This is a genomic window from Acinetobacter sp. YZS-X1-1, assembly GCF_000804305.1.
Taxonomy (GTDB): Bacteria; Pseudomonadota; Gammaproteobacteria; order Pseudomonadales; family Moraxellaceae; genus Acinetobacter; species Acinetobacter variabilis.
In genome coordinates this window covers 38839-53887 of record NZ_JWHB01000012.1, presented here as the reverse complement: position 1 = coordinate 53887, position 15049 = coordinate 38839, and the positions used below count along the sequence as shown (strand labels likewise).

Annotated in this window: 16 protein-coding genes; 8 read left to right on the top strand and 8 right to left on the bottom strand. The window is 42.1% G+C overall.

Annotation, left to right across the window (positions count from 1 at the left end):
* The first annotated feature begins 250 nt into the window (after positions 1–250).
* Both RJ01_RS08325 and RJ01_RS08320 read left to right on the top strand, forming a co-directional pair.
* Positions 251–1279, top strand: a complete 1029-nt coding sequence (locus RJ01_RS08325) for a type I glyceraldehyde-3-phosphate dehydrogenase (RefSeq protein ID WP_034170713.1) — start codon at positions 251–253, stop codon at positions 1277–1279.
* 179 nt (positions 1280–1458) lie between these two features.
* Entirely contained in the window at positions 1459–1755 is a 297-nt protein-coding gene (locus tag RJ01_RS08320) for a hypothetical protein (protein ID WP_005236433.1), read from the top strand.
* A 36-nt stretch (positions 1756–1791) separates the two neighbouring features.
* On the opposite strand, the gene RJ01_RS08315 is transcribed toward RJ01_RS08320, so the two are convergent.
* Together RJ01_RS08315 and RJ01_RS08310 are read right to left on the bottom strand one after the other, a co-directional pair.
* Positions 1792–2091: an AzlD family protein gene (locus tag RJ01_RS08315; protein WP_034170712.1), complete on the bottom strand. Its 300-nt coding sequence runs from the start codon at positions 2089–2091 to the stop codon at positions 1792–1794.
* Positions 2088–2699: an AzlC family ABC transporter permease gene (locus RJ01_RS08310; protein WP_034170711.1), complete on the bottom strand. Its 612-nt coding sequence runs from the start codon at positions 2697–2699 to the stop codon at positions 2088–2090. Before RJ01_RS08310 ends, RJ01_RS08315 begins: the two co-directional genes overlap by 4 nt.
* A 473-nt stretch (positions 2700–3172) precedes the next feature.
* On the opposite strand from RJ01_RS08310, the gene RJ01_RS08305 reads away from it, so the two are divergent.
* The 5 genes from RJ01_RS08305 to RJ01_RS08285 all read left to right on the top strand — a co-directional run bounded on the left by RJ01_RS08305 (position 3173) and on the right by RJ01_RS08285 (position 7942).
* Positions 3173–4339, top strand: a complete 1167-nt coding sequence (locus tag RJ01_RS08305; RefSeq protein WP_034170710.1) for an ATP phosphoribosyltransferase regulatory subunit — start codon at positions 3173–3175, stop codon at positions 4337–4339.
* 79 nt (positions 4340–4418) lie between these two features.
* The gene (locus tag RJ01_RS08300) at positions 4419–5738 is read left to right on the top strand and encodes an adenylosuccinate synthase (RefSeq protein WP_004784184.1); all 1320 of its coding nucleotides are present in this window, start codon (positions 4419–4421) and stop codon (positions 5736–5738) included.
* Between the two features lie 130 nt (positions 5739–5868).
* Positions 5869–6654: a M48 family metallopeptidase gene (locus RJ01_RS08295; protein ID WP_034170709.1), complete on the top strand. Its 786-nt coding sequence runs from the start codon at positions 5869–5871 to the stop codon at positions 6652–6654.
* A gap of 93 nt (positions 6655–6747) precedes the next feature.
* On the top strand, positions 6748–7056 hold the full coding sequence (locus RJ01_RS08290) for a hypothetical protein (protein WP_004784177.1): 309 nt from the start codon (positions 6748–6750) through the stop codon (positions 7054–7056).
* Between the two features lie 112 nt (positions 7057–7168).
* A complete protein-coding gene (locus RJ01_RS08285; protein WP_005236423.1) occupies positions 7169–7942 on the top strand; it encodes a M48 family metallopeptidase in 774 nt (257 codons plus the stop codon).
* Positions 7943–8082: 140 nt separating this feature from the next.
* On the opposite strand, the gene slyD is transcribed toward RJ01_RS08285, so the two are convergent.
* The 3 genes from slyD to RJ01_RS08270 all read right to left on the bottom strand — a co-directional run bounded on the left by slyD (position 8083) and on the right by RJ01_RS08270 (position 11515).
* On the bottom strand, positions 8083–8565 hold the full coding sequence (gene slyD / locus RJ01_RS08280) for a peptidylprolyl isomerase (RefSeq protein ID WP_004784172.1): 483 nt from the start codon (positions 8563–8565) through the stop codon (positions 8083–8085).
* Positions 8566–8701: 136 nt separating this feature from the next.
* Positions 8702–9988, bottom strand: coding sequence for an NAD(P)/FAD-dependent oxidoreductase (locus RJ01_RS08275; protein ID WP_034170708.1), 1287 nt, complete (start codon positions 9986–9988; stop codon positions 8702–8704).
* 213 nt (positions 9989–10201) lie between these two features.
* Entirely contained in the window at positions 10202–11515 is a 1314-nt protein-coding gene (locus tag RJ01_RS08270) for a D-alanyl-D-alanine carboxypeptidase PBP6B (RefSeq protein WP_034170707.1), read from the bottom strand.
* A 175-nt stretch (positions 11516–11690) separates the two neighbouring features.
* Between RJ01_RS08270 and RJ01_RS08265 the strand changes: the two genes are divergently transcribed.
* Positions 11691–13394: a M61 family metallopeptidase gene (locus RJ01_RS08265; RefSeq protein WP_034170706.1), complete on the top strand. Its 1704-nt coding sequence runs from the start codon at positions 11691–11693 to the stop codon at positions 13392–13394.
* Positions 13395–13460: 66 nt separating this feature from the next.
* On the opposite strand, the gene paaI is transcribed toward RJ01_RS08265, so the two are convergent.
* The 3 genes from paaI to RJ01_RS08250 all read right to left on the bottom strand — a co-directional run bounded on the left by paaI (position 13461) and on the right by RJ01_RS08250 (position 14896).
* Entirely contained in the window at positions 13461–13853 is a 393-nt protein-coding gene (paaI, locus tag RJ01_RS08260; RefSeq protein ID WP_004784165.1) for a hydroxyphenylacetyl-CoA thioesterase PaaI, read from the bottom strand.
* Between the two features lie 169 nt (positions 13854–14022).
* Complete coding sequence (gene uraH / locus RJ01_RS08255; RefSeq protein WP_034170705.1) at positions 14023–14421, bottom strand: hydroxyisourate hydrolase; 399 nt, start codon at positions 14419–14421, stop codon at positions 14023–14025.
* A gap of 31 nt (positions 14422–14452) precedes the next feature.
* A complete protein-coding gene (locus RJ01_RS08250) occupies positions 14453–14896 on the bottom strand; it encodes a heme-binding protein (RefSeq protein ID WP_227504411.1) in 444 nt (147 codons plus the stop codon).
* Between the last annotated feature and the right edge of the window lie 153 nt (positions 14897–15049).

Below are 15049 nucleotides of genomic sequence, written 5' to 3'. Positions count from 1 at the left end.
ACTATAAGGAATGAATATTGGAAAAATCAGAAAAATGCCCTGCAAAATCAAAAGCTATTGTCATTACAGCAATTTATCTTAATTCTCGCTGATAGAAAGACTGGATTGCTTCAAGTAAAGTATGAATTTTTCGATGAAATATTGGACATTCTGTGTAATTTTTAGTGGATTTAGCTGAATAGTTATCAGTCAGCTGGATAATTCCATTAATATAGGCGCACAAAGTTTTATGCCGCAGTAGGAAATGTCGATGCAACGTATCGCAATTAATGGTTTTGGACGAATCGGACGCAATGTGTTGCGTGCATGGTTTGAAAATCCGAAAGATTTTAATTTTGACATCGTTGCCATTAATGACGTTGCCGACGTTGAAACCTTATTGCATCTATTTAAATATGATTCTACTCATGGTCGTTTCCCGGGGCAGGTTGATCTGACTTATGAAGATGAGTATGCCTACCTGCATGTCACTTATCGCGATGCCTATCAGAAAGTTCAGGTGTTAAGACAAGCGAATCCGGTGGAAATGCCATGGCATGAACTGAATATTGATGTGGTATTGGAATGTACCGGCCTGTTCCGTTCGCGTGAGGCTGCGACTCAGCATATTACTGCCGGGGCAAAACGGGTCATTATTGGTGCTGCACCGTTTGATACAGTGGATGCCGCAATTGTCTATGGCGTCAACCATCGTGATGTCAAAGAAAGTGACCAGATTATTTCCAGTGTTTCTTGTACTACGCAAGCATTGGTACCTCTAGTCAAAATCATTGATGATGCCTTTGGTATTGAGACTGCACTGATGACTGAAATTCACGCAGTGACAGCGGATCAGTCAGTACTGGATCATGCCCATCGTGATTTAAGACGTGCCCGAGCTTCTGGGCAAAATATTATTCCAACCACATCTTCGGCTTTGGGTGCTTTAAAACGCGTAATGCCGAAGATGGAAAACCGGATTGATGGTTATTCGATTCGTGTGCCAACCATTAATGTAGCGGCCATTGATTTAACCTTTATCTCCCAGTCACCCATTACTGATCATCAGTTGAATGAAGTATTAATGAACGCTGCACGTCAGGATTTTGCTGAAATCATGTCTGTGACAGATGAGCCTCTAGTATCTTCAGACTTTAATCATTCGCCTTACTCATTGATTGTGGATCTGACCCAAACCTTGGTAGTGGGGCATCAGGCCAAAGTATTTGCCTGGTATGATAATGAATGGGGTTATGCCAACCGTTTGCTGGATCTCTGTGAATCCTTTTATACAGATTAAGCTATTTTGAAAGCATCCCAAATGGGGTGCTTTTTTATGCAAGATTAAAAAATTAGAAGAAAATGAATAAAAACTTGAACGTAATTGATCGAAAAGCTCTGGATTTATGCCGAATATTTCTGTGATCTGGATATTTTTTCGTTAAGATAAAGATAATTAAATGGAATAAGAGCAAGCACATGATGTTGATCTGGGGATTTATTATATTACTGACCTTGGCTGTGATTTTTTTGATCTGGCTGCAATTTAATAATAATGAGAGTTCACAAAGTGTGGAAGGCGTGCCAGTTGAGGAAAAAGTGGCGCATCTGGAAGAAAATTTAAAAAAGACCTTGGAAATTATGCAGGATCTGGCGAAAAAAATGCATGTTCAGCAGGAAGTACTGGATCAGACTACGGCTAAACTGCAAAAAGTTGAGCTGCAAAATGCAGAACTGGTAAATCTGCTCGCTAAAGTAGTAGAACCAAAGTCATAAGACCTTTTCATACTGGCTTAGCCTTATATAAAGGATTTAAACCAGTAAGGTTCTTAAAATAGCTGCCGAGGCCATGCTAATCAAAATGGTCGGCAGCATGCCAAAGCGTGATGCAACGAATAGTGTCACCATTATGGCTATCAGATCAGCCGGATCATCTCGTAAAAAATATGGGGTGATCATCGAAATCAGTACACAGCCTGGAATCACTTCCAGAATTTTACGCTGACGTTTGCTCAAAGTTTTATTTTTGAGTAGGACATAGCCAAGTATCCGCGTGCAGTAAGTCGTTAGCGCAACTAATAAGATTGCGATAAAAGTGCTCATCTGGATCATGCTTCATCCTCCTGAATTAGCCAGAAGGCAGCGGCAATGCCAGCAAGCGCACCAATCAGCACATACCAGTTGCCTGGCAGATAGCTATAAGTCAGAGCAGCAAAAATTAAACTGATTAGCCAAGGTCTGGCTTCAGTAAAGCCTTTCCACATACCTTTCAGTAAAATCAGCATAATGGCTGGGAAAGCCATATCAAAACCAAAATAGTGAATATCTCCTAACACCGGCCCAGCCAAAGCACCTAAAGTGGTAAAGCCGACCCAAGCCAGATAAAGAACAATACATAGCCCGGCATAATAAGGCACCAGACTGGCACCGAGCAGAATATAGCGGCTGTTAATGAGAAAAGTAATAAAGATCAAGGTAAGCAGATGAGGTGGATCAGTCCAGGCTTCTAAAACTGCAAATTCGGAACCGCCAGCAAAGTTCAGCCCGGTCAGCAAGGGAACCTCAAGCAGGCTAAAATCTTTTTGTGCTGCTGTTGCACCCAAGACCAGTGCCAGAGGAATTACACCCAATAATAAAGGTATGCAGTCTTTCACACCACGCTGAAACTCACTCAGAGGAGTGGCATCAGAAGGCGTTATACGTGGCTGAAAGGGAGGCATGAGATGATCGGGTTTTATTCTAGAAGGAGAAAGAAAGTTTATAAGAAATACCGGAGTCTTTGCAGTCCCTTTAAACTCTACCAGAATGATGCTGTTTTCTTGGTCATTTAAGTCTCCACATTGGGTTTTTGTATAGGATTATTTTTAAGCATCTAGTACTGATATTTTATAAATTTTTACCCTTGGATAGATGAGGATTGAATCAAGAATAAGTTTTTCATCATTGTTTTGGTTGGGGAAATATATTAGAAAATCAAGTTGATATGTTGGTTATTAAATTTTATTCAGCCTATTTTCTCTTGATAAGAGGGAGATGATTTGGTTTATCTATCTAAGTCCTTTGTTCAGTCAGAGAAAATTATCAAAATTGCGATGCACAGCCTAAACGATCGTGCTAGACTAGGAGAAATCGGGTGTGCTCCCGATTTTTTTATGCGGTTTATTCCGCGCTGACAAGAATTTAGGTTTACAACATGCCCATTTCAGAGACATGGTTATTACCTGATGGTGTAGCTGATGTATTACCAGAACAAGCGCAAGTCATCGAAAGCCTGCGCCGTCAATCACTGGATTTCCTCGCATCTCGAGGTTATCAGCTGGTGTACACGCCATTTATTGAATACATTGAATCTCTATCTTCTCTCTCAGAATCGAATCAGGATTTAGACTTAGCCACTTTTAAAGTGATCGACCAGCTGTCTGGCCGTTTGCTTGGTGTGCGTGCCGATATGACACCACAAGTGGCTCGTATCGATGCGCATGTACATCCAGTGGAAGGTGTGGCTCGTTATTGTTATGCGGGTACGGTTTTACATACGAAACCTCAAGGATTTAATACCACACGTGCACCATTGCAATTGGGTGCAGAATTATTTGGTTCAGACAGCATTGATGCTGACGTGGAAATGGTTGACTTGATGATCAGCCTGATTCAGGAAGCAGGTTTGGCCGATGGTATCCACCTTGACTTAGGTCATGTGAGGCTGTTCCGTAGTCTGATTGCACAAGCTGGTTTAAGTAAAGCAACCGAACGCCAATTGTCTGATCTTTATCAACGTAAAGCATTGCCAGAACTGGCTGAATTTACTCAAAATCTTAAGTTTGGATCAGACTTCTATACGCTTGGCCGTTTTGCAAGTGACCTGGATGCCTTAAAAACGAATTTAAGTGCTGAAGTATTAGAAAATCCAGCCTTCAAACAGGCATTTGATGCACTGCAAACTACCAAAAATGAAGTTCAGGCACGCTGGCCGAATCTGCATATTGGGATTGATGTCGTTGAATTACGTTCATACCATTATCACACTGGCCTGATGTATGCCGTTTATGCACCGAACCGTGCTGCTGCATTAGCACAAGGTGGCCGTTATGATGGTATTGGTGAGCATTTTGGTCGTGCACGTCCGGCAACCGGTTTCTCTTGTGACTTATATGCTTTAAGTGCAGGCAAGTTTGCTACAGCTAAAGTTGTGGTAGCACCTAAGGGTATAGATGCTGCGCTGTTAAATGCGATTCAGGCAACCCGTGCACAAGGCTTAAGTGTAATTCAGTTATTAGGTAATGATGATTTAAACTCGGTACCGTATGCAACTCACCAGCTGGTGAATGTGGACGGTGAGTGGACTATCAAAACGATTTAATCGCTTTAATTGTTTTACTCAGTGTTCATGTCGCTGAGTGGGACTTTCAACTTTAACAGCATGATGTAATGAGGCTATTATGGGCAAGAATGTTGTGGTACTTGGTACCCAATGGGGCGACGAAGGTAAGGGTAAGATCGTCGACCTGCTCACAGATCAAGCGGCTGCAGTAGTTCGTTATCAAGGCGGACATAACGCAGGTCATACTCTCGTGGTTGGTGGTAAGAAAACTGTATTACACCTCATTCCATCAGGTATTTTACGTGAAAACGTATTATGCTTAATTGGTAATGGTGTGGTTCTTTCACCTGAAGCGCTCATCAAAGAGATGGATATTCTTGAAAAAGAAGGCGTGCCAGTACGTGAACGTCTACGCATTTCTCCAAACTGTCCATTGATTCTTCCGCACCACATCGCACTTGACCAAGCTCGTGAGAAAAAACGTGGTAATGCGAAAATTGGTACAACTGGTCGTGGGATCGGGCCTGCTTATGAAGATAAAGTGGCACGTCGTGCAATCCGTGTTGCTGACCTGGTACGTGGTGGCGAACATCTGAAAGCTCAGCTTGAAGAATTGCTTGAATACCACAACTTCCAATTGACTCAATTCTTCGGTGTTGAAGCAGTTAAAGTTGAAGACGTACTTGCGCTTTGCGACGAATGGCGCAAAGTGATCGAGCCTATGGTTATGGACGTGACTGGTGAACTTCACGCTTACCGTAAAGCTGGCAAGAAAATCATGTTCGAAGGTGCGCAAGGTTCATTGCTTGACGTTGACCACGGTACATACCCGTACGTGACTTCTTCAAACACAACTGCTGGTGGCGTAAGTTCAGGTTCAGGTCTTGGTCCATTACACCTTGACTATGTTCTTGGTATTACTAAAGCATACACCACTCGTGTAGGTTCAGGTCCATTCCCAACTGAGTTGGTTTATGACGCTGCAACAGATACAGGTGATGCAATTGGTAAACATCTGGGTACTGTAGGTTCAGAATTTGGTGCGTCTACTGGCCGTCAACGTCGTTGTGGCTGGTTCGATGCTGAAATCCTGCGTCGTTCAGTAGAAGTGAACTCACTGTCTGGTATTTGCTTGACTAAACTTGACGTTCTTGACGGTTTAGAAGAAGTGAAAATCTGTGTAGGTTACGAAGCTGCTGATTCTGGCTGTGTTGGTTCTTCTGATGCGCTTGCATTTGAAACTTTAAAACCAATCTACGAAACTATGCCAGGCTGGAAAGAATCTACTTTCGGTGCGAAATCACTAGATCAATTGCCACAAGCGGCGATTAACTATGTGAAACGTCTTGAACAATTGATTGAATGTCCAATCGACATCATTTCAACTGGCCCAGACCGTGAAGAAACCATTATTCTTCGCCATCCGTTTGATGCTTAATCGCTTAAGCTAAAAATGATAAAAACCCTGTGATTTCACAGGGTTTTTTTATTTGAACGAACTTATAAGAATGATTGAAAACCTGTTTGGATTCTTTATGATGTTTTGACCTTATATATTTGAGAAGGTCATGAAATATAAAAAATTATTGGCGGGGATGGTCATCGCGACCACATTAACGGGGTGTACTACGGTTGCAGATCTGATGGGGGCTGATTCAGCCACATTAAATCTGAGTGCAGCACAAAGCTATAATCAGATGCTGACAGAGGCCAAGCAGAAACAGATTCTGGATACGACATCTGCCACCTATAAAAAAGTAAATCGGGTTTTTCTGAAAATGAAGCCGTATGCAGATCAACTGAATCAGACTGGTCAGAAGTTTGACTGGCAAGTGGCGGTAATCAAATCCAACGAAATTAATGCCTATGTCGCACCAGGTGGCAAGGTGGTGTTCTATACGGGTATTGTTGATACACTAAAACTCACAGACGATGAAGTTGCTGCCATCATGGGGCATGAAATGGTGCATGCGCTTGAGGAATATTCTAAGAATAAGGTAGGAGCGCAAGCACTTACTGATCTGGCAGTAAGTATCGGTAGCAAGTACGTCGGGCAGTCCGCTGGTGGTTATGGTGGGCTACTGCTGGATATGGGTGCTCAATTTGGTGTAGGCTTGCCATTCTCTCGTAATCTGGAAAGCCGTGCCGATAAAGGTGGTCTCATGCTAATGGCACGAGCAGGCTATAACCCGAATGCAGCGATTACTTTGTGGCAAAAAATGAATGCACAAGACAGCCGTGGTAATAGTGTCCTGAATAAATTTACTTCTACACATCCAACGAATGATGACCGAATTGCAGCCTTACAACAGCTGATGCCTGAAGCGATGACGGTATACAAGACTAAGAAATAATTTCGAAATTCAGGACTAAAGTCTTAACGGCAAGTGCTGTGCAGTGGCATGGCGCTTGTTAGAATAAAACAAAATAAAATATGAGTATGCAGGATGCATAAAAATATATCGGGAACGATGTTCTATTCCTTGTTATTCGCGATGGGTGGCGCACCGACCATTGCGATGCTGATCATCCGTGCTCAAACTCAGGATCCTGACATTATTTATGGGGCATTCATTGGCTTGAGCGTGATCATTGCCTGTGTATTGGTACCGGTCATCTTGCTGCAAAATGCTTTTCTATTTTTTAAGCGTAAAAGTGAAATTTTAGAAGAAAAAATTAAACCTTTGTGTCATTTATATTTAGGTTTAAATATTGTCTGTCTGATTTATTGGCTTGCGATACAGTATTGGGGTTAAAATTACATAAAATATAACAAGATGAAGTAATTGTACATTTAGTTGCTCCGGCCTTTAACTTATAATTTTTTACAATGTAAATTAACCTTTTGCTTATGGTGGAGTCACTATAATGAAAAATAAATTCTTGTTAGGTATGGGTGCAGCCGCAGCCATTACTTTGTCTGGTTGTACAACTATTGCCGATATTGCGGGCGCAGATACAGCGACTTTAAATGCTTCAGCCAGCCAAAGCTACAATGCCATGGTGGCAGACGCTAAAGCGAAAGGCCAGCTGGATACCAGTTCAGCGACATATAGTCGTATTAATGCTGTTTTTAACCGTTTAAAACCTTATGCCAACCAGCTGAACCAGACAGGCACTGCATTCCAATGGCAGTTGGCTGTATTGAAATCTGATCAGGTCAACGCTTTTGTGGCACCTGGTGGTAAAGTGGTATTCTATACCGGTATCGTGAACAAGCTGAATCTGACCGATGCTGAGATTGCAGCCATTATGGGTCATGAAATGGTCCATGCCCTAGAAGAGCATGCGAAACAGAAACTTGGTGCACAAGCCCTGACTGATCTGGCATTGGGTATTGGTTTAAATGCAGCGGGCGTAGGACAAGGTGGTGCTGCAGTGGCACAATTGGGTAGCCAGATCGGCATCGGCTTACCTTACTCACGTAACCTAGAAAGCCGTGCTGATCAGGGCGGTTTAACTCTCATGGCGCGTGCTGGCTATAACCCGAATGCAGCGATTACTCTTTGGGAAAAAATGAACAAGCTTGAAGGTGGTAGCAATGGCGCGACTTTCCTGTCTACTCATCCATCGAACAGTCAGCGTATCGCAGCAATGCGTCAAAATCTGCCAGCAGCAATGCAGATCTATAATAAACGTTAATGATTGCGTAATTTGAGTGATCCGTGATTTTAATGATGAAAAGCAGGGCAGTAGTCCTGCTTTTTTTATATTTAAAATCTTAAGGCACTAAAAAAGGCAAAGTTTTCACTTTGCCTTTTTGTGCTAAAGGCCGGGAAGTCTTAGTGGTGGTGACCACCTGCACCGTGTACGTGACCGTGATCAAGTTCTTCTTGAGAAGGTTCACGGATAGACACGATTTCAACTTCGAAGGTTAAATCTTGACCAGCAAGCGGGAAGTTAGCATCAACAACTACGTTGTCACCTTCAACTGCTTTAACAGTTACGATTTGAACGCCGTCATCAGTTTGTGCTTGGAACTGCATGCCTGCCTGGATGTTGTCTACGCCTTGGAACATTTGTTTAGGCACTTCTTGCACTAGCTCTGGGTTATATTCGCCATAACCTTCAGCAGCAGGAACATTTACAGTGAATTTTTCACCAACAGTTTTGCCTTCTAAAGCTTTTTCTAAACCAGGGATGATGTTACCTGCACCGTGCAAATAGGCAAGTGGTTCACCTTGAGATTTGTCGAGAGTTTCGCCCTCTGCGTTAGTCAATGTGTAGTGGAAAGAAACCACGAGGTTATTTGCAATAGCAGTCATATTAATTGATCCATTCAATTTTTTAAGGGTACATCATAAAGTGAAATTGTATTTTTGTAGACTAAAAATAGCAAAAAAATGCAATTTGACATGTTTAATGACGATTTTTTCATATATGAGGACAATATTTACAATTTCAATGCAATTTCAGCTTGGGTGCAATTTTTCGTGTAACAAAGTCTTTGGCAGTTAACAGGCCAGCATGGGTATAGCCATGAATGGTGGCCTGATGAATCCGGTACAGGGATACATACATGGATTTCGCGACAAAGCCTTGAATATTGACCTGACCCAATAATTCACCGACAGCACTGTTTTGACTTAAAGACACTAATGAGCCTTTGTCAGAAAACTTGAACATCGGTAAATAGCTTTCGCCATTAATGCGTGCTTTTAAGGCTTTGACCAGAAAAGCGGCCTGCTGGCTGGCGACCTGTGCACGGGGGCCTAAAACTGGTTGATCTGCTTCAGGCTGACAGTGAGCACAATCACCAAAAACGAAAATATCCGGGTCTGACAGAGTTTGCAGAGTTGCATAAACTTTTAGGCGATTAATATTGTCTTTTTCCAGCTCCTTAAGTTTTGCCAGAACTTCAGGAGCTTTAATTCCAGCAGCCCAAACCTTAATTTCAGCTTCGAGGCTTGAACCATCAGCAAAGTAAATCTGGTCTTCATCGACTTTAGCGACCCTATGACTGGTTAATACCTCAATACCTAGACGATCGAGTTGCTCCATGGTGTGTTCAGCCATTTTCTCAGACAGTGCAGGTAAGATCCGATCAGCGGCTTCAATCAAAGTGATTTTGACTTTATTTGGATCAATCTTGTTCAGACCATATTTAAAAAAGTTTTGTTTGGCGATCACCAGCTCGGCAGCCAGTTCTACACCAGTTGCACCGGCTCCAATAATGGCAATTTTAAGCTCACGGGAAGAGGTTTGATTTTGAGCATTGAGATAAAGATGTAGCAGATCCTGCTGGAAGACATCGGCCTGCTGGCGGCTGTCGAGAAAATGACAGTATTGGGCAACACCTTCAGTATTGAAATCATTGGAAGTGGAACCTAGTGCTAACACTAGCGTGTCATAGCTGATGTGTTTCTTCTGTTTAGGCTGAGCTTTTTTAGAAAAATAATCTGTTTCCAGAATAATTTCTTTAGCCTCACGATCCAGATCAATAAATGTTCCCAGCACAAAGTGATAATGATGAGCTGCAGCATGACTAAAATAATTGGTTTCTTCTGCATGCGGATTAAGCGTACCTGCAGCAATTTCATGCAATAAGGGTTTCCAGATATGCGTCAGTTTCTGATCTACTAGGGTGATATGTGCTTTGCCACTCTTGCCTAAGGTTTCGCCCAATTGAGTAGCCAGTTCCAATCCACCTGCGCCACCACCTACAATTACGATTCGATGTGCTGTCATATATTATTAACCTATTTATTTTTCTAATAAAAATAAGAGAAATTTAGACCAAATATACTATGGCATGGGCAGCAGGCCGTCTTGATTAGAATTGTTATACAAATTACAAAACGTAGCAATTATGTCAGAAGAGGTAAAATTGACGAGAGAAAGAAGAAATTCTAAGGAGAGAGTTAGAAGGCAAATGAGAAGCCTTCTAACTGTATTCAGCGCTTATTTCTGGATTGGATAGAGTTTGGCACTTGGTGCACTTTCTGCAAAGATGCCAAAGAAGCTAGATAACCAGCTCAGGAATTTCTGGAAGAAACCTGCTTCTTCAAGTTCGACCATATCTTCAATCTGGATGGTACGAATAAGCTGATTATTCTGATAGACATGAATTGTCGCCAATGGCATCACTTTGGCCATAGGTGCAATCAGTTCAGAAGCATTCATTTCTACATTAATATGGGTCTGGGTTTCATGTAGCGGTTCAATGCTTTGCATTACACCATCACCTGTATTCAACATCACTCGTTGATGGTTTTGATCGAACTGGTTCAGGTCAATGGCATAATTCTGATCATATAAAGAGGTGGTAATAATCTGCGGCTGTTTAGTCTCAACCTTAAACATTTTCAAAGTCGATTTGATCACCGGTAATTCAGCTAGTAGCTGTTTGTCTTTAATGGCGACTTCATTGCGGGTATAGGTATATGCCAGATTCATTAGCTTGTGGGATACTTCAGCACGTTTGGCAGCACTTTTGGTACCTAGAACTACCACGATCAAACGACGGTGGGGCAGTTCCATATCATAAGTCGGACGATTGGCGGTAAGCGCCAGGTTATAACCGGCTGCGCGAGTAAAGCCCGTTTTTAAACCATCGACACTTGAGTCCACCTGCAACACGCGGTTAGTGGCACGGTGAAAATGGTTGTTATAGCTAAAACTTGGCTGCTTGGAATAATATAGATAGTCCGGAGTCTGATTAACCACAGCTGCCGACAAACGCGCCAAATCGGCTGCAGTAGAATAATGCTCAGGCATGGTAATGCCGGCCGGATTCTGGAAATGGGTATGTACCATGCCCAAAGCTTTTGCTTCCCGATTCATTCGCTCGACAAAGCTTGGAATATCACCTGAAATTTTTTCTGCCAATGTCACAGCAGCATCATTCGCCGACATGATAATCAGGCCCGCTAGAAGCTGATCAATCGAAATCTGCTCACCTTCTTTCAGGTACATTTGTGACTCATCCCACATCACTGTTTTCACAATCGGCGTTGCAGTTAATACTTCACTTTTATCCAATTTACCAGCCTGGATTTCCTTGAGTGCAATATAAGCGACCATCATTTTGGTGAGGGAAGCAGGTGCACGTTGAACATCGGCATTGTGTTCGGCAATGACCTGACCTGATTGTGAGTCAAGAATGGTCCAGGCTTCTGCTTCAACGCTTTCAGGCAAAATATTCAGAAGGGCAGCATATGAAATTGCAGGCACAAACAGGCTGAGAACTGCAAGCAGTGAGATGATGTATTTCAAAGATGTTCCTTAATAACCAACCGGTCGATGAACGATTTAATTTTCACGCATGCTATGCCTTTTTTTTAAAGATAGCTAGTCAGAAATGTAGACAAATGCGACAGCTAAGCAATACTGGCCTAAAAAATGCTAAGCTAAGCTATAACTCATTTATTTGTATTTTATATCGCCCATTATGTTGCATTATCAAATCGAATTTGACGATTATCGTCAGCACCTTATTCACGTAACTCTTCGCTTTTTAGCAGACCCAACGCAAGTCCTTTCTTTACCGACCTGGATTCCGGGCAGTTACTTGATTCGCGAGTTCTCAAAGCATATTGAGGCGGTCAAGGCTTATGATGAGGATGGACGCCAGCTACAAATCCAGAAGTTTGAAAAGAATAAATGGCGTTTATTCAATACGGATCATGAACTGATTACTGTGGAATACGATGTCTACGCGTATGACCTGTCTGTTCGTGGTGCATATGTGGATCAAAACCGTCTCTATGTGAACCCGGCTTGTGCATGTTTGGGGTTGGAAGGTCAGGAAGATAAAGAAATTGAAGTTGAAGTATTCCTGCCGGATGAGCTGAAACATTTCCAGCTTGCGACGGGTATGCAGGCCAAAAGTCTGGTCAAAGGTCGCTATACCTTAAAAGCAAAAAACTATGCTGAACTGATTGATGCACCGTTTGAACTGGCAGAGCAGACCCGTTTCAGTTTTGAAGCCAATGGCATTCCGCATGAGTTTGTGGTGTCAGGCAAACATGCGATGAATGAACAGCGTATGAAGCAGGATATTGAGAAAATCTGTGCGACAGAAATTTCCATGTTCGGTTCTGCACCATTCAATGATTATACCTTTATGACTATGGCAACCGGTAACAGCTATGGTGGTCTGGAGCATCCGAACTCAACCAGTCTGATTACACCGCGTGATGACTTCCCTAAAGCAGATGAGCCTGAAGAGCCATCGAAAGATTATCAGCGTTTCCTTGGTCTATGTAGTCATGAGTATTTCCATTCATGGTTAGTTAAATTTATTCGTCCAGAAAACTTCGTGAATTATGACCTGAACAAAGAAGGCTATACCTCTTTGCTTTGGATCTTTGAAGGGTTTACGTCTTATTATGACGACCTGATTCTGCTACGTAGTGGTGTGATCAATCAGGAATCTTATATTGCATTGCTGAAAGCGCAGATTGATTGCTATTTGCAAAACCCGGGACGTTTTATCCAGTCAGTATCTGAGTCTAGCTTTGATGCCTGGGTGAAATTCTATCGTCAGGATGAAAACTCAAACAATGCCGGTACAAGCTACTACAATAAAGGCTGTTTAGTCGCATTGTGTCTTGATCTAGGTCTCCGTCTGCGTGGCTCAAGTCTGGACGCTTTGATGCGTAAGCTTTATGAAAATACGCAAAATGGCATTCAGGTCAATGAACGGACTATCTTTGAGTTATGTCAGGAATTGACAGGTGATAACTGGTTAGAACAGATCAATCATCTGATCAATACTACTGATGAATTGCCATTGGATCAGCTACTACCTGAATTTGGCGTGAGCTATACCCTGAAAAATGATAAGTCATTGCCATTCGGTCTGAAACTTGCAGATAAGCCTGAAGGTGTGCTGGTTCAGTCTGCACGTCGTGATGGAGCAGGGGTGAAAGCGGGCCTTTCAGCGAATGATGTAATTGTAGCGATTGATGGCCTTAAAGCAACGATGAAACTTGTCGAGAAATATGCGAAACAGGAAGGTACGTATACTGTCCATGCATTCCGTCGTGATGAGCTGATGACTTTTGAAGTTCAAAATGGTGGTTCTGAACTGACTGAGGTTGAGTTAAAAGTTGAAGATCAAGCTAAAGCCGAGAAATGGTTGAAAGCTTAATCAGAATGTTGCTATTAAAAAAACCGCTGTTAAGACAGCGGTTTTTTATTGGGTTTTTTAGATGATTTATTTAATGATCAGTCGTGAAGTTCCACGGAATTCAGCCACGATTTGATCTTTCTGATTCAGGATCTGAATATCGTAAATACCACTACGACCGCTACTGGCCTTATGTTCAGCTATGGCGATAAGGGTATCACCTAACAAAGCTGGTTTTAAATAATGAATCCCGCAATGTTGGCCGACTGCTGGGTGTTCGCCGGTATTGCAGGCAATGGCAAATGCAGCATCAGCTAATGCAAAAATCACAGCGCCGTTACAGGTTTGATGTCCCTGTAAATGTTGTTCAGTCACTTTAAGTTCAATCTTCGCATGATTGTGGTTATAGGAAATTAGATGTGCACCGAGATACTGAATTAATCGGTCCTGGTTAAACATTTGATTCACTTGCTGATCCATTGCAAAACTCCTTTTTAGATACACTTTATTTTAAAAATAATAATTATGTGAATCATAAATAGCATTTCAGGAGATAAATAACAAGCGAAAGCCAGATGAATGATAAAATGCAGCTGTTTTACACATCAAAATAAAGCGCCATGAAAATGACGCTTATAGATAATAAGGATTAGTTGCCACGATAGGTTGAATAACCATAAGAGCTCAGTAATAAGGGAATATGATAGTGCTCTAGAGTACCGTCAATCGTAAATACCACAGGCACTTCAGGGAAGAAGGTGCGTTGATTATTGGTCTTAAACCAGTCACCGGTTTTGAAGGTCACTTTATAGATGCCTTTCTGTAAAGCAGTATCTTTAGGATAAAGCTCTTTAATACGGCCATTGGCATCTGTTTTTAACTCATTCAGTTTTATCCACTTGTCACCTTGCTGAGCTTCCAAAATCACCGCGACATTGGCGGAAGGCAGACCAGTTTCCTGATTCAGCACATGCACACTTAAAGGATTCTGTGCAAAAGAAAAGCTTGCTGTCGCCGTTAGAAGAGCACCAAAAATAATTTTTTTCATGGGTCTGTTCCTATTCAATAGATGGATAAAATTAAAGTTGTTTTAAAGTATGTTGAATGCCTTGTACGGCACACTGATGATCCTGTTCAGAGCCACCAGAGCCTGCAACACCAACAGCGCCAATGAGCTGGTTTTTATAAACCACAGGTACCCCGCCGCCCAGTAATAACAATTCATCCAAGGTATTTAAATTCTGTGCATTCGGGTTCTTTTGTGCATGACGCATAAAATCCAATGTACTTGTCTTAGTCGAGTATGCAGTAAAGGCTTTACGCTGTGATGCAGTTAAATTGTGAATTCCGACAAATTCATGCCGTTGACTGGCCAGAACATTGCCGCCTTGATCCAGTACCGTGACTGCAGCGGGTTTGCTGGCTTTCTGACAAGTTTGCATGACATTCTCAGCAAGTTGGTTTGCTGTGTTCAAGTCCATAATATAGGCCGTTTTTAATTCAGCATGGCTTAAGCTGACCATCGCTAAGCTCGCTAGATATAAAAATATTTTTCTCTGATTCAATCTGCTTCTCATGATAATGTTCAGTCATATAGAAATTGAGAAGATCATAATCAAATAATTGAGGCCCATGGATGACAATCAGATTACCACTTTGTAATCTTTGCGCTGTAT

Coding starts and splice junctions, on each gene's coding strand:
- uraH (WP_034170705.1), bottom strand. CDS start 14,421: ATGAAAAAAATTATTTTTGGTGCTCTTCTAACGGCGACAGCAAGCTTT.
- RJ01_RS08325 (WP_034170713.1), top strand. CDS start 251: ATGCAACGTATCGCAATTAATGGTTTTGGACGAATCGGACGCAATGTG.
- RJ01_RS08295 (WP_034170709.1), top strand. CDS start 5,869: ATGAAATATAAAAAATTATTGGCGGGGATGGTCATCGCGACCACATTA.
- RJ01_RS08290 (WP_004784177.1), top strand. CDS start 6,748: ATGCATAAAAATATATCGGGAACGATGTTCTATTCCTTGTTATTCGCG.
- RJ01_RS08285 (WP_005236423.1), top strand. CDS start 7,169: ATGAAAAATAAATTCTTGTTAGGTATGGGTGCAGCCGCAGCCATTACT.
- RJ01_RS08315 (WP_034170712.1), bottom strand. CDS start 2,091: ATGATCCAGATGAGCACTTTTATCGCAATCTTATTAGTTGCGCTAACG.
- RJ01_RS08300 (WP_004784184.1), top strand. CDS start 4,419: ATGGGCAAGAATGTTGTGGTACTTGGTACCCAATGGGGCGACGAAGGT.
- paaI (WP_004784165.1), bottom strand. CDS start 13,853: ATGGATCAGCAAGTGAATCAAATGTTTAACCAGGACCGATTAATTCAG.
- RJ01_RS08305 (WP_034170710.1), top strand. CDS start 3,173: ATGCCCATTTCAGAGACATGGTTATTACCTGATGGTGTAGCTGATGTA.
- slyD (WP_004784172.1), bottom strand. CDS start 8,565: ATGACTGCTATTGCAAATAACCTCGTGGTTTCTTTCCACTACACATTG.
- RJ01_RS08250 (WP_227504411.1), bottom strand. CDS start 14,896: ATGGTCAGCTTAAGCCATGCTGAATTAAAAACGGCCTATATTATGGAC.
- RJ01_RS08320 (WP_005236433.1), top strand. CDS start 1,459: ATGATGTTGATCTGGGGATTTATTATATTACTGACCTTGGCTGTGATT.
- RJ01_RS08310 (WP_034170711.1), bottom strand. CDS start 2,699: ATGCCTCCCTTTCAGCCACGTATAACGCCTTCTGATGCCACTCCTCTG.
- RJ01_RS08265 (WP_034170706.1), top strand. CDS start 11,691: ATGTTGCATTATCAAATCGAATTTGACGATTATCGTCAGCACCTTATT.
- RJ01_RS08275 (WP_034170708.1), bottom strand. CDS start 9,988: ATGACAGCACATCGAATCGTAATTGTAGGTGGTGGCGCAGGTGGATTG.